Source organism: Pseudomonas sp. PGPPP4, assembly GCF_002256045.1.
Classification (GTDB): Bacteria; Pseudomonadota; Gammaproteobacteria; order Pseudomonadales; family Pseudomonadaceae; genus Chryseomonas; species Chryseomonas oryzihabitans.
Window position 1 is genome coordinate 397066 of record NZ_NKID01000001.1, and the last position, 13955, is coordinate 411020.

At 68.5% G+C, this 13955-nt stretch carries 10 protein-coding genes; 2 read left to right on the forward strand and 8 right to left on the reverse strand.

The features are described from left to right. Positions 1-63: 63 nt before the first annotated feature. Positions 64-1440 (reverse strand): L-serine ammonia-lyase, encoded by a 1377-nt coding sequence (locus CFE50_RS01845; protein ID WP_286730557.1) that lies wholly within the window; start codon positions 1438-1440, stop codon positions 64-66. Positions 1441-1566: 126 nt separating this feature from the next. Between CFE50_RS01845 and CFE50_RS01850 the strand changes: the two genes are divergently transcribed. Continuing rightward, complete coding sequence (locus CFE50_RS01850) at positions 1567-2502, forward strand: LysR substrate-binding domain-containing protein (RefSeq protein ID WP_017642882.1); 936 nt, start codon at positions 1567-1569, stop codon at positions 2500-2502. Positions 2503-3076: 574 nt separating this feature from the next. Here the strand turns inward: CFE50_RS01850 and CFE50_RS01855 are convergent. From CFE50_RS01855 to CFE50_RS01865, 3 genes are all read right to left on the reverse strand, one after another. Then, positions 3077-3718, reverse strand: coding sequence for an oxidoreductase (locus CFE50_RS01855; protein WP_017642883.1), 642 nt, complete (start codon positions 3716-3718; stop codon positions 3077-3079). Positions 3719-3806: 88 nt separating this feature from the next. After that, positions 3807-5345, reverse strand: a complete 1539-nt coding sequence (locus tag CFE50_RS01860; protein WP_027598856.1) for a C13 family peptidase — start codon at positions 5343-5345, stop codon at positions 3807-3809. A gap of 21 nt (positions 5346-5366) precedes the next feature. Beyond that, the gene (locus CFE50_RS01865; protein ID WP_027598855.1) at positions 5367-6860 is read right to left on the reverse strand and encodes an AhpA/YtjB family protein; all 1494 of its coding nucleotides are present in this window, start codon (positions 6858-6860) and stop codon (positions 5367-5369) included. Between the two features lie 189 nt (positions 6861-7049). Here CFE50_RS01865 and serB point away from each other — a divergent pair, with 189 nt between their 5' ends. Beyond that, positions 7050-8204, forward strand: a complete 1155-nt coding sequence (gene serB / locus CFE50_RS01870) for a phosphoserine phosphatase SerB (protein ID WP_286730561.1) — start codon at positions 7050-7052, stop codon at positions 8202-8204. A 27-nt stretch (positions 8205-8231) separates the two neighbouring features. On the opposite strand, the gene CFE50_RS01875 is transcribed toward serB, so the two are convergent. Genes CFE50_RS01875 through CFE50_RS01890 form a run of 4 tightly spaced genes read right to left on the reverse strand, consistent with a single transcriptional unit; the run spans position 8232 to position 13913 of the window. Further along, complete coding sequence (locus CFE50_RS01875; protein WP_286730563.1) at positions 8232-10310, reverse strand: EAL domain-containing response regulator; 2079 nt, start codon at positions 10308-10310, stop codon at positions 8232-8234. Positions 10311-10350: 40 nt separating this feature from the next. Continuing rightward, complete coding sequence (locus CFE50_RS01880) at positions 10351-12135, reverse strand: cyclic-di-GMP receptor FimW-related protein (protein WP_502694663.1); 1785 nt, start codon at positions 12133-12135, stop codon at positions 10351-10353. A 43-nt stretch (positions 12136-12178) separates the two neighbouring features. After that, the gene (asd, locus tag CFE50_RS01885) at positions 12179-13087 is read right to left on the reverse strand and encodes an archaetidylserine decarboxylase (RefSeq protein ID WP_286730567.1); all 909 of its coding nucleotides are present in this window, start codon (positions 13085-13087) and stop codon (positions 12179-12181) included. 16 nt (positions 13088-13103) lie between these two features. Further along, positions 13104-13913: a rhodanese-like domain-containing protein gene (locus tag CFE50_RS01890; protein ID WP_074584941.1), complete on the reverse strand. Its 810-nt coding sequence runs from the start codon at positions 13911-13913 to the stop codon at positions 13104-13106. Between the last annotated feature and the right edge of the window lie 42 nt (positions 13914-13955).

Sequence of the window (13955 nt, forward strand, 5' to 3'; positions counted from 1 at the left end):
ACGTCTCCTCAAGGCGTATATACATAGGAGTATATACGCCGCGCTGGAGCGATCAAGCGTCTCTCAGCACTCCACGAAGGTCACGGCCAGACCGCCGCGCGAGGTTTCCTTGTACTTGCTGTGCATGTCCGCGCCGGTTTCCTTCATGGTGCGGATCACCTGGTCGAGGGAGATGAAGTGCTCGCCGTCGCCGCGCAGGGCCATCTGGGCGGCATTGATCGCCTTGACCGCGGCGATGGCATTGCGCTCGATGCAGGGCACCTGCACCAGGCCGCCGACCGGATCGCAGGTCAGTCCCAGGTTGTGCTCCAGGCCGATCTCGGCGGCGTTTTCCAGCTGCGCCGGACTGGCGCCCAGCACCTCGGCCAGACCGGCCGCGGCCATGGCGCAGGCCGAGCCGACCTCACCCTGGCAGCCCACCTCGGCTCCGGAGATGGAGGCGTTCTTCTTGCACAGGATGCCGACCGCGGCGGCGGCGAGCATGAAGCGCACCACGTCGTCGTCGCAGGCGTCGGGATTGAATTTCATGTAGTACATCAGCACCGCCGGGATGATCCCGGCCGCGCCGTTGGTGGGCGCGGTGACCATGCGCCCGCCGGCGGCGTTCTCCTCGTTCACCGCCAGGGCGAAGAGGTTGACCCATTCCATGGCGGAGAGGGTGGAGCCGATGACGTTGGGCTTGCCGATGGCCTGCAGACTCTGGTGCAGGCGGGCGGCGCGGCGACGCACCTTGAGGCCGCCGGGCAGGATGCCCTCGTTGGCGAGACCGTTCTGCACGCATTCGCGCATCACGCTCCAGATGCGCAGCAGGCCGCTGCGGATCTCTTCCTCGGAGCGCCAGCTCTTTTCGTTGGCCAGCATCAGCTCGGCCACGCCCAGGCCATGACGGCGACACAGCTGCAGCAGCTCGGCGCCGCTGGAGAAGTCGTAGGGCAGTTCGGTGGTGTCGTTGTCCAGCACGCCGCTGGCGGCCTGGGCGGCGTCCACCACGAAGCCACCACCGATGGAATAGTAGGTCGCCTCGGCCACCTCGCCAGTGGCGCCAAAGGCGGTCAGGGTCATGGAATTGGGGTGATAGGGCAGGCTCTCGTCCAGCAGCAGCAGGTCTTCCTGCCAGTCGAAGTGGATCGCCTGGCGCCCGGCCAGCAGCAGCTGGCGCTCGTTGCGCAGGGCTTCGATGCGCGGCTCCACGGCGGCGGGATCGACGCGATCCGGCCATTCGCCCATGAGGCCGATCAGGGTGGCGCGGTCGGTGCCGTGGCCGACGCCGGTGGCCGAGAGCGATCCGTAAAGGCGTACCTCGATCCGCTTGACCTGTTCCAGCAGACCTTCGTCGACCAGGCGCTGGGCGAACAGGGCGCCGGCCCGCATCGGGCCCACGGTATGGGAACTGGACGGACCCACGCCGATTTTGAACAGGTCGAAGACGCTGATGGCCATGACGATAATCCCTGATTGAGCTTGAATGGTCGCCAGACAAGGTGCCGGCGGATGGCTCATAGTGGTGATAAGCCCTCAGCTCGCACAAACGAAAGCTTCTAAGCGATCCTTTAGCGGAACTCATCGATGAGCCGGATCCTCAACGCCCAAACCCAGGCCTGGCTGCAGGTCTTCGCCTGCGCCGCCCGGCACCTGTCCTTCACGCGCTGTGCCGAAGAGCTGCACGTGACGCCGGGCGCCATCAGCCAGCAGATGCGCCAGCTGGAAGAGCGCCTGGGCTTCAAGCTGTTTCACCGGGTGGCCCGTGGCCTGGAGCTGACCGCCGAAGGCCAGCGCCTGGCAACCACCCTGAATCAGGCCTATGGGCTGATCGACGCCGAATTGCGCCGTCTCAACGCCGGTCAGTTCGGCGGCGTGGTGCGCCTCAGGTCGATCCCTTCGTTCCTGGGCAAGTGGCTGACGCCGCGACTGCCGCGGCTGCAGGCGCGCTTTCCCGACCTGCAACTGCGGCTGGTGGCCGAAGACAGCAGCTGGTCGCTGCGCGAGGGCGAATTCGACCTGGCCATCGACCTCAACGACGGCAGCTATCCGGGCCTGGCCTCGACGCCGCTGATGGAGGAAGAGATCTTTCCGGTCTGCGCGCCCAGCCTGCTGGCCGGGCGACCGCCGCTGGAGCGGCCGGAGGACCTGGAGTTCTATCCGCTGCTGCACGACATCACCGCCTGGCGCGGCAGCTACGAATACGCCGAATGGGAATTCTATCTGGCCAGCATCGGCGCGCCGGCGCTGGATGTGCGGCGGGGCCACACCTTCAACCGCAACCACCTGACCATCGAGGCGGCCATTGCCGGCATGGGCGTCGCCATCGCCCGCCGCGCCCTGATCACCGACGAACTGGCCCGAGGGGTGCTGGTGGTGCCGCCGTTCGGCCGTTCGGTGCCGGCGCACAAGAGGTACATGCTGCTCTATGCCCAGGGCGCCCTGGCCGATCCCCGCCTGCGCGCCCTGCACGACTGGCTGGTGCAGGAGGTCGACCAGATGGTGCTGGCTCAGCCAGCGTAGGAGCCACTGTCTGATTGCGACCCGGCTGGTTAGCCGACGTGGCCGATCCTGGCGGCCGGCGTAGGTTGGGTTGAGCGCAGCGAAGCCCGACAGCTCCTGCCTCGGTGATGTTGGGCTTCGACAGTGGAGCCGTCTCAGCCCAACCTACGATTGATGGCGCCCAGAAGGCTGCTCCTGCAAGCGACCAAGCCTTCTGCACCGTAGCGCGGAAAACGGCGCAGCCTTTTCCACTGGTGAGTTCGTCGTGAGGCGTGCCCTCACCCCAACCCTCTCCCAGAGGGAGAGGGGGCTATCCGAGCGAGAAGGGGCTTGTGCAGGCTCGTAGCGTGGAAAACGGCGCGGCCTTTTCCACTGGTGGCTTTGTCGTGAGGCGGGCCCTCACCCCAACCCTCTCCCAGAGGGAGAGGGGGCTATCCGAGCGAGAAGGAGCTTGTGCAGGCTCCGTAGCGCGGAAAACGGCGCAGCCTTTTCCGCGGGTGGCTTCGTCGTGAGGCGTGCCCTCACCCCAGCCCTCTCCCGGAGGGAGAGGGGGCTTATCCAGGCGTTTGCAGGCTCCGCCCCTGGCGCTACGCCTTCACCGCCCCAGCTTGCGCAATTCGTCCGATTCCACCACGCGCACGCCCTTGCCTTCTTCCAGGGCCAGGCGCCATAGCGCGCGGGCCAGCACGGCGGCTTCGATGCCGTGCCACTTGCCGGGCAGCCATTGCGACAAGGGGGCGGCCAGGCGCTCGCCCAGGCGTTCTTCCTGGCGCTGGCCGATCAGCAGCGACGGTCGCGCCAGGGTCAGTTGCGTCCAGCCCTGGGCGCGCAGGGCTTCTTCCAGTTCGCCCTTGACCTTGTTGTAGAAGATCGATGACTGAGGGTCGGCGCCGATGGCGCTGACCACGATGTAGTGACGGGCGCCCAGTTCCAGGGCGCGCTGGCCGACCGCCAGGGGCAGGCCATAGTCCACGGCGCGAAAGGCGGCTTCGGAGCCGGCCTGCTTCATGGTGGTGCCCAGGCAGCAGAAGGCCACATCCAGCGGGCCTTCCAGGGTCGGCAGCAGGCTGTTTAGGTCACCCACCGGATTGTCCAGCCGGGCGTGTTCCGCCAGCGGGCGACGGGTCGGCGCCAGCACCCGGGGGACCGTCGGCTCGTTGAGGAGGCGGTCGAGCAGGTGTTCGCCGGTCAGGCCAGTGGCGCCGGCGATGAGGGCATGCTGAGGCGTCAGGTACACGGGGCTCTCCTTGTAGCGGCGACCGCTGATGTCAGGTTGGACCTCAGGCGTTCCGGTTGTTCGTCAAAGCCCCGGGCAAAGGCGGCTCTCAGCGACCCGCGCGCCAGGCGCGCCACTTCTGCAGCACGGCCGGCGGTGCCCAGAGCTGCGGCTCGGACGGGTCGAAGCCTTCGGTCTTCTCGCGCACCGACACGGTGTCGCGGGCGCGCTGGAAGGCCTGTTCGGGATCGTCGGTGTGCTGGAAGGCCTCGGCGAACAGGGCGCGGCCGAAATAGGTGAAATCGGCTTCGTCGGTGCAGCCGAAGGAGGTGCGATCGGCCTTGGAGGCGGTCATCACCAGGGTATGGTCGTCCTGCAGTTGCGGGATGAAGCCGCCGCTGTAGCAGCTGGAGACGATGATCAGCTTGTCGCGGCCGCGCAGGGGCGCGAGCAGGCGGCCGAGCTCCGCCGCCGGCAGGCTGGAAAGATCCAGGCCCGGCTGGGAGAGCACCAGCTGATGGTCGGCCGAGCCGTGGCTGGTCAGGTAGATGAGGATCAGGTCTTCCGGACCGGTGCGCTGGGCCAGGGCCTGCAGGCTCTGGTAGAGATTCTCGCGGGTGGCCAGCGGATGGTCGCTGCGGATGTCCTTGGCGTTGATCAGGTGGACGACGTCGCGGGCGCCCCAGGTGGTGGTCAGGAAGTTGGCCACATAGTTGGCCTCGCGCTGGAACACGCCCTGGCCACCGTCACCGGCCAGGACCAGGCCATAGAGTTCGGTGGCGGGGGTGGAGGCGGGGATCTGCTGCAATTCCTGGTCGAGCACCTTGCCCTGATCGAGCAGGGCGCGCTCCAGGGGATCGGCGATGTACTGGCCCTGGTCGTCGCGGATGCGCTTGCCGCCCTCCCAGAGACCCCGTTCCACCTGGCCGTCGGCGCGGGTCAGGACGCCCATGCCGGCATAGACGCCATCGGCGAAGTTGCCGCGATAGACGCTGCCGTCGCTGTTGGTGAGCACGCCCTGGCCATCGAATTTCCAGTTGCGGAAGGCGCCGCGGTACTGGCTGCTGTCGCTGCCGACGAATTCGCCGTTGCCGGTCAGCTCGCCGCCACTGAAGCGCCCGCGCCAGAGATCGCCACCGGCGCTGCGATAGACGCCGGCGCCTTCGAACTGGTCGTCGACGAATTCGCCGTCATAGCGATCGCCGCCCGGCTCCTGCCACTGGCCGACGCCGTTGAGGTGGCCGTCGTTGAAGGTGCCGATGGTCTGGGTGCCGTCGCTGTCGAGCTTGGAGCCCTGGCCCTGCATGCGGCCGTTGACGAAGCTGCCGTGGTACTCCCAGCCGCTGCTGCTGATCAGATTGCCCTGGCCATGGTAGAGACCGCGGCGAAAGGTGCCCTGGTAGTAGGTGCCGTCGGCGAATTGCTGTTCGCCGGGGCCCTCGGCCAGGCCGTCCTTGAAGCGGCCCTTGAGCCAGTTGCCGTTGGGCCACTCGATGCGCCCGCTGCCGTTGAGCAGACCGCTGACGATCTCGCCGGTATAGACCCCGCCATCGGGCAGTCGCACGCTGCTCGCGTTGGGCGCCGCCTGGGCAGCGCAGGCCGCCAGCAACAGCGCAACGAGGGCGAGACGGGGCAGGAGGGCGCTCATAGGTGGGGTCGGGTGGGCGCTTTAACGCGCCTCGAGCCGGACCAGATGACGCTCCAGCGTCGCGGAGTAGGGTTCCAGGAGACGTTCCACGCAACTGGCCCCGGCGGGGCTGGCGATGGTGCGGATACGGGCGCGTTTACGCAGCAGCTCGTCCTCGGCGATGCTCTGCTCGACCAGCAACAGGTTGCGACTGTGGCGACTCAGCGCCTGGGCATTGCGCACGGTGGTGTTTTCCAGCAATTGGGCAAGCTCCAGGCCGGCGAGGCGTTCGCCCTGCGTCAGACCCAGTTGCAGCTGCAGGGTTGCACCGCTGCCGACCACTTCCACCTGCAGCGCATGACCCAGGGCACGCATGATCTCGCCGCAGCACAGCGCGCGGGTCAGGTAGTCGTCGTCGTCGCTGCGCTCGTGGAAGAGGATCAGGCTGCCCCCGTCCTTGAGGGTGTGGAGTTCGCCGTCATAGAGCTCGGTGGCCTGCTGCAGGCAGTCGCGATAGCGCTCCAGCAGCTGTTCGAGGCGGCTGCGCGGCAGCCGGCTGAGCTGGTCCTGGGCGCCGAGCTGGATGGCCAGCACCGCGGAGGTGACGATATCGGGTTCGGTGGGCACCACCGGAGCGGGTGTGGGCGGCGGCTCGGTGAAGGAGTCCGGTACCAGCTCGGCGAAGGCGTCGGCGTCCAGCTCGCTGTCGGCGTCCGCCACGGGCGCCTTGCGCGCGGCCGGTTTGGCGGCGGCCTTGCGCGCAGGCGGCTTGACGCTCAGGCCACCCTGCTCGTCGGCGAAGGGATCGTCGTCTTCGTCGGCCACTTCCGCCTTGGGCGGCTTGGGCGGTACCAGGCGGCTCTGCAGCTGGCGGGCCAGGTCGCCCAGTTCGTCGAGGCGACCGGCGCCCGGTGCGGGGTCATCGGGATCACGCAGCCAGACGCGCAGCTCCAGCAGCGGCGTCGACAGCTGGCGCCCGAGGCGCAGGCTGAGGATCAGCGTCAGGGCCAGCAGAATGAGGCCCAGCAGTCCCATGTTCTGCAGGCTGATCATCATCGGCTGCTGGAACTGGTCCATGTCCAGCGCCAGGCGCACCTGGCCGGCGGTGACGTCCTGAAAGCGGATCGGCGTGCTGTAGATGCCGTCGGTGGCGGTCAGCAGGCCCTGACTCGGGCGCGTGCCGGATTCGGCCAGCACCCGGTTGTCCGGGCTGTAGACCGCGGCATGGGCCACCAGCGGATTGCGCGCCAGGTTGCTCAGCAGCACGTTGAGGCTGAGGTTGTCGTTGGCCACCAGCAATTCGGCGGCGGAGTTGGCCGTCTGGGTCACCAGGCTCTGGCCGACGGCGTCGGCCTGCTGCTGCATGGCATGGCGGAACTGCATGCTCATGATGCCGGCATAGATCACCAGGGCGGCCGCCACCAGCAGCAGGCTGTGGGAAACGATGCGCAAGGCCACCGGCACACGACGCTGGCGCAGGGCTCGGTAGATCAGCAGGAAGAAATTATCGGGCTTGACGGTCGCGGGGCGGGTCACAGAAATCGTTTCTTTGGACAAAAAATGTGCGGCCAGTATAACCAGCGCGCCAGGGGTGCGAAAACGGCGAATGCAGGGCTTCGCCCGCAAAAGAGGCCGGCGGTGGACTCCCGCCGCCAGCCGGTGCCCACGGCTCGGCACCGCCGGGGCGAAAGGGTAGACTGCGCGCTTTTCCGCGAGGGGATCGCCATGCAAGACGTTATCGGACTCCAGGCCGTGGGCATCCTGCCCGCCGACTGGTTGGCTGCTCTCACCGGCGCCCTGGCCGCGGCCGGTGCCCGGCTGGAATCGCTGCAGCAGCAGGGGCTGGACAACAGTGCCGCGGTGACCCTGCTGGTCAGCCCGGCCAGTGCCGGCGCCGCGCTGGGGCAGGCGCTGCAGGCCCTGGGTCTGCAGGTGGCGCCCCTGGCGCAGCCGGCGCCGGAGACCGGCGAAGCCCATGTCCTGACGCTGATGGGCCGCAGCCTGGCCGATCTGCCGCTGACCCGCCTGGCCGCGCTGTGCCGCGAGCAGGGCCTGAACATCCATGCCATCCGCGCCCTGAGCGAGCCGGGCGCGACCGCGCGCGCCGCCCTGGAGCTGCGCATCACCGGCGAGCCGCTCGAGCCCCAGGCGCTGCGCGCGGGGCTGCTGGCGCTGGCCCAGGAAGGCCAGGCCGACATCGGCTGGCAAGCCGACGATCTGCAGCGGCAGCACCGGCGCCTGGCGGTGTTCGACATGGACAGCACCCTGATCCAGGCCGAGGTCATCGACGAACTGGCCAAGGCCGCCGGCATCGGCGAGCGGGTGGCGGCCATCACCGAGCGCGCCATGCGCGGCGAGATCGACTTCCGCGCCAGCTTCACCGAGCGCATGGCACTGCTGCAGGGCCTGTCCGAAGAGGTGCTGGAAGACATCGGTGCCGGGCTGCGCCTGACCGAGGGCGCCGAGCGGCTGTTCGCCGAGTTGAAGCGGCTGGGCTACAAGACCGCCATCCTTTCCGGCGGCTTCACCTATTTCGCCCGCCAGGTGCAGGCGCGGCTGGGCATCGACTACGTCTATGCCAACGAACTGGAGATCGTCGACGGCAAGCTGACCGGCCGCGCTGTCGAGCCCATCGTCGATGCCCAGCGCAAGGCCGACCTGCTGCAGGAACTGGCCAGCCGTGAAGGCCTGACGCTGGAGCAGACCATCGCCGTGGGCGACGGCGCCAACGACCTGCCGATGCTGGCCCTGGCCGGGCTGGGCGTGGCCTTTCGCGCCAAGCCGCTGGTGCGCCAGTCCGCCCGCCAGTCGGTGAGCGTGCTGGGCCTGGATGGGGTGCTCTATCTGCTCGGTGTGGAAGACCGGCTTACCCGCGGCTGAGGTCGCGTTCGATGGCCATCCCGAGCCCTAGTGCTCGGGGTGGAATTCGTAGTCCATCGCCTGACTGGGCTCCTGCAGGTAATAGCCCTGGATGAAGTGCACCCCGACCTGCCAGAGCTGGGCCAGCACGCTGGCGCTCTCGACGAAGGGGGCGATGGTCTGGACGTTCTGGGCGCTGAGTTCGGCGACCAGGGCCTTGAGACGCTCCTGGTGGTCGGGCTGCGCCAGGTCCTTGATCAGCTTGCCCGAGAGCTTGACGTAGTCTGGTACCAGCAGCCGCAGCGCCGCCAGGGGCGGATCGCCGGCGGCAAAGCCGCTCAGGGTGACCGGATGACCCTGGCGGCGCAGGCGCTGCGCCATGGCCAGGGCCTGCTCCGGCTGGGCCAGCAGGTCTTCTTCGCCGAGCTGGAAGATCACCGCTTCGGCGTCCAGCTGCCCTGCCTGCAGGGTTTCCCGCAGCCAGGGCAGCAACTCCAGATCGCTCAGGGTCGCGCCCGAGAGGTGCACGAAGATGCGGGTGCCGTGACCGCGGGCGCGGTGTTCGCCCAGCTGACGCACCGCCTGGTGGATCACCCAGCGATCGATCTGGCCGCTCAGGCCGCTGTCGCGGGCGGTGCGGGCGAATTCGGCCGGGGAGACCTCTTCGCCCTGGGGATTGATCAGCCGCAGTAGCGCCTCGTAATACTCGTGACTGCTGCCGCGCAGGCCGATCACCGGCTGGAACAGCAGGCGGAAGCCGTTCTGCTGCAGGGCCTGCTTGACCATGGCCACCAGATTGCCGCGGTTGGCGGCGGCGGCCAGTTCTTCCTGGGGATCGTAGCGTTTGCAGGCGTTGCCGCCGCGCTGGGCGACCTGGCGCGCCGAGCGGTGCGCCCGGTCGACCAGATCACCGGCGCTCTTGGTGTGGTTGTCCAGGCTGACCACGCCGATGGAATAGCTGATCGCCAGGGTGCGCCCGACCAGGATCAGCGGCTGCCGCTCCTGACGACCGAGTAGGCGCTCGAAGGCACTGTCCAGGCTGGCGTCGGCCGCCTGTGGCAGGAGGGCGGTAAAGGCGTCATCGGCGAAGCGCGAGAGAGTCACCAGGGTGCCGAAGTGCTCGCGCAGGCGCTCGGCCAGGGCCACCAGCAACTCGTCCATGGCGCCTATGCCCAGCTCGGCCAGCAGGGTCGGATAGCGATCGATGCTCAGGTAGGCGAAGCTGGCCGGAGCGCCGAGTCGGGCGCGCTCCAGGGCGTCTTCGAGCAGTTCGAGCATGCGGCTGCGATTGAGCAGACCGGTCAGGGTGTCCTGGAAGCGCACCTCGCGCAGCTGTTCTTCGAGGGCCTCGGCGGCCGGGGCCGCGCGTTCCTCGCGCAGGTGCAGCTGCACGCAGGGTTCATCGAGGTAGATGGCCGGCGTCAGGCGCAGGCGCACGCCGAGGGTGCTGCCGTCCTGGCGGACGCACCGGCAGTCCAGTTCGAGGGGGCTGGGGTCGTCGCGCAACTGGCGAAAGGCCTCGCGTAGCGCCGGCTGGTCGGCGGCGGCGATGAGGTCCATCAGCGGCGTGATCTCCAGGTCCTCCGCGGACGGATAGCCCAGCAGCTCCACATAGGCCGAGTTGACGTGGATATGCAGGCCATCGTGGACATAGGCGACCGCTTCCACGGCGTTGGCCAGCAGCAGCTGGCAGCGCTGTTCGGCCTCGGCCAGGGCCTGCTCCAGGCGCCGGCGTTCGTGGCGCTCGGCCAGGTTGCCGAGTTCGCGCAGGCTGGCCAGCAGCAGGTGCTCGTCGTTGTCGCTGGCGATGCCGTCGCGGGCGCCCAGGCGCAGGGCGTCGAGCACCGCCGCGGGATCGTCCGCTGGCACCCGCTGGATGACGGCGAGCTGGGGCGCGCGACGGCGCAACTGGCGCAGTGCGCTCAGGCTGTCGAGTTCGGGAGAGGGCGGGGCGAGGATGGCGAGGTCCCAGGCCTGGGACAGCAGTTCGTCGAGACCCGCGGGGTCGGCCAGGCGCTGGGCCCGCGTCGCCCGTCCGGCATTACGGAACAGGCTGACCAGGCGTTCCGCCTCGTTCTGCGATGCTTCGAGCAGTAACAGGCGGATCGCACTGTGTTCGGCGGCCATGGTCTATTCGCGCCCTGGCGATAACGATGATTTATCGAAGCTACAGAGACTTCCACAGCGAGTCAAAGTCTTCTTCCTGCCGGGCGCCACCGCCGGCGGGGCCGCCGCTGGGCTTGGCGCCGCTCTGTTCCAGCAGGTGATATTCGAAGACGCTGAAGCTGACCGTCATGCTGCGGCGCCGGTCGAGCATGCCGCGCTGCTCGTTGCCCTGCCGATTGATCTGCACCTTGCTGCCTTCCTGGAAGGGCAGGCGCGGCGCGATCAGCGTCGGCGCCTGGTCGATGGCTTTGATCTCCGGCAGCAGCAGGGCACGCAGGTACTGACTGTTCTGCTCGGCCTTGCGCAGCAGCTGCAGCCCGCAGGGGCGTGCGGTGGGGGCCAGCAGTTCGACACCCATCTGGGTTCCGCTGCCGGGCACCTGGCGTACCCAGCGCACCACCGCCGGCCCCCAGTTGTGATCCTCGGGCAGGCGCACGCCGAGCAATTCGCCGGCCTGCAGCTGCTCAGGAACCTCGCCGCTCCAGCTCAGGCAATAGCCGCCCGGACTGTGGTTGACCACCTGCACCGCATGGATCGGAAAGGCCGGACTGGCCGCCTCGCCGTCGCCGGGCAGGACGTCGTAATGGATTTCTTCCAGGGACTCGGCGCTCCAGTCCAGGGCGTCGGGTGCGCGGGTATCGGCATCGAAGGCCAGCGACCAGACGTCTTCCTTGGGCTTGGGCGCAAAGGTGTCCGGCACGGCCTGCGCCGACAGGCGCAGGGTGTCGGCGAACACCTGGCCACCCGCGAGCTGGTAGTGCAGGGCGCTCATGCCGATGCAGACCTGCACCTGGCCCTGGCCGGGCATGCGCTGAAAGGCGCGATCCGCCTCCTGACCCCAGGCGCCGACCAGGTGCTGCAGCAGATCCAGGGACAGGTCGCCGTGCACCGGCAGGCGCGCCCGCGGCCGCTGCTCCGGCGCCAGCGCCAGATAGTCCTCGATGGCCTGCACCAGTTGTTGCGGCGCAAGCCCGAGCAGACCGTTGAGATTGGCTTCGCGCAGCAGCGAGCGATAGCGTGGCGGGGCGTCGATCTGCGGCGCCACCACCATCAGGGTGCCGTTCTGCTCGGGCCCTTGCAGGCGGATCAGGCTGGCCCAGTCGTCCAGATGCAGGGTCAGCTGGGCGATATGGCTCTGGCGCAGCTGGTTGCAGCGCGCGGCGCCAAACAGCAGGGCGGCGCCATAGGCCTGGGTGATGGTCTGGCTGCCGTCGCCGGGCAGCAGTTCGTCGCGGATCTTCTGGTTGTGCAGGCCGGTGGTCACCGCCAGTCGATAGAGCTGGTGCAGCTCCAGCCAGAGGTTGTCGTGCACCGGGGTATAGAGCTGGGCGGCGCGAATCAGCGGCCCGAGCAGGGCGCGCAGGGCGCGCTGGATGGCGGTGGCGAGCAGGGTGCTGCGTTCGCCGCGCTCGCTTTCCTCGACCACGATCAGCTTGTAGCCGGCGGCCAGCAGGTTCTGCAGGGCCTGGCAGAGATTGGCCACCTTGCGCGAGCGCTCGTCGAGCACGATGGCCTGGTTGAGCACATGACGTTCGAGCTGCTGGCAGACCCGCTGCACGTCCGGGCGCAGGGCTTCGAGCAGGCGCAGGCGCGCTTCCGGCGTCAGGATCAGCCGGTTGAGTTCCAGCAGGCCCTGGTAGAGCAGCCGGGCGAATTCGCCCAGCTTGGCCCGTGGCAATTGCTCCAGCCAGCGCTTGAGGCCGGCCGGGGTGGCGTCACAAAACGTCAGGCTGCGCTGATCGGGCGTCGGTACCCGCAACATGAGCTGTGGCCTTTTGCTATCCATTCGCCGCGCACACTCCTGGTTCGATGGGCAATGAACCGCGCATCTAGGCGAGAGGCCCTGGCTCGGAAACGGTGGTCAAGGGGGCCGGCGTGGTCGGAACCCCCAGCAGTTGCCCCATGTTGACGGTGGACAGCGCGCCGAGTTCAGCGGACCAGTTCACCGCGTCCGGGCCGAACAGCACGATGGCGGTGGAGCCCAGCTTGAAGCGCCCCAGCTCGTCGCCGGTGCGCAGGGTGATGGGCGCGCGGGCGGCCTCGTCGTAGGCGAAGCGCTTGAGTTCGCGCTTGGGCGGCGTGACCAGGCCGGCCCAGACCGTCTCGATGCTGGCGACGATCATGGCGCCGACCAGGATGACCGCCATGGGGCCCACGGCGGTATCGAAGATGCAGACCACCCGCTCGTTGCGGGCGAACAGCTCGGGCACGTTCTCGGCGGTGAGCTGGTTGACCGAGAAGATGCGGCCGGGCACATAGACCATCTCCTTCAAGGTGCCGGTGAGCGGCATGTGCACCCGGTGGTAGTCCTTGGGCGACAGGTAGATGGTGGCGAAATGGCCGCCCATGAAGGGCGCGGCGCGCAGGCCGTCGCCGCCGAGCAGCTCCAGCAGGCTGTAGCTGTGGCCCTTGGCCTGGAAGATGCGGCCGTGCTCGATGCGGCCGAGCTGGCTGATGGCACCGTCGCTCGGGCTCACCACCACGCCGGCTTCGGCCGGCAGCGGGCGGGCGCCGGGCTTGAGGGCGCGGGTGAAGAAGGCGTTGAAGTTCTCGTAGGCGGTGGGGTCTTCCACCTGGGCCTGGCGCATGTCGACGTCATAGTGACGGACGAACCAGCGGGTCAGCAGATTCTTGAACCAGGGCGCCCGGCACTCGGCGAAGCCGCCAATCACCCGCGACAGTAGATGGTGCGGCAGCAGGTGCTGGGCGAGGATGAACAGTCGGTCTTGCAGTTTCATGGGAGGTCCTTGGCAGTCATTCGATGGGGGTGTCGGGGTGGTTGCCCCATTCGCCCCAGGAGCCGGCATAGGCTTTGACCCGCGGATAGCCCAGGGCCTTGGCCGCGAGGTAGGTGAAGCCGGATCGGTGATGGGTCTGGCAGTGGGTGATGATTTCCTTGTCGCGGGTGATGCCCAGGCGTTCGAGTTCGGCGCCCAAGTCCTCGCGGATGCGCAGCTGGCGCTCGCGATCCATGCCGGCGGTCCACTCGAAGTTGATCGCCCCGGGAATGTGGCCACCACGGGCGGTCAGCACCTTTTCGCCGCGGTATTCATCGGCGCCGCGGGCATCCCAGATGGCCAGGTCCTCGGCGCCCAGCCGGCTCTGCAGATAGGCGCGGCTGGCGGTGGGCTCTTCGTGCAGGGTCAGGGCGACCGGTGCCCCGGCCGGCGCGGGCACCGCGGTGCTCAGCGGCAGGCCGGCGGCGATCCAGCCCTGGCGGCCGCCGTTGAGGTAGTGATAGTGGCCGTGCCCGATGACATCGAGCAGCCAGATGAAGCGTCCGGCCCAGCCGCCGCCTTCGTCGTCATAGACCACGTATACGGCTTCGTCACGCTGGCCCAGTTCGCCGAACAGCTGCTCCAGGTCCGCCTGGGCCGGCAGCAGGCCGGGCGCCGGCTTGCTGCCCAGCTGGGTGCGGGCGGGCGCGACATGGCGCGCGCCGGGCAGATGGCCCTCGGCATAGTGGGCGGCGCTGCAGAGATCCACCAGGATGAGTTCGGGCGCATCCAGGCGCGCCGCGAGATCGGCCGGTTCGATCACCAGGGGCAGGGCGGAAAAGGGCATCGCGGATTTCCCGTCGGTCCGTAGCAAAGGTGAAGTGTACCG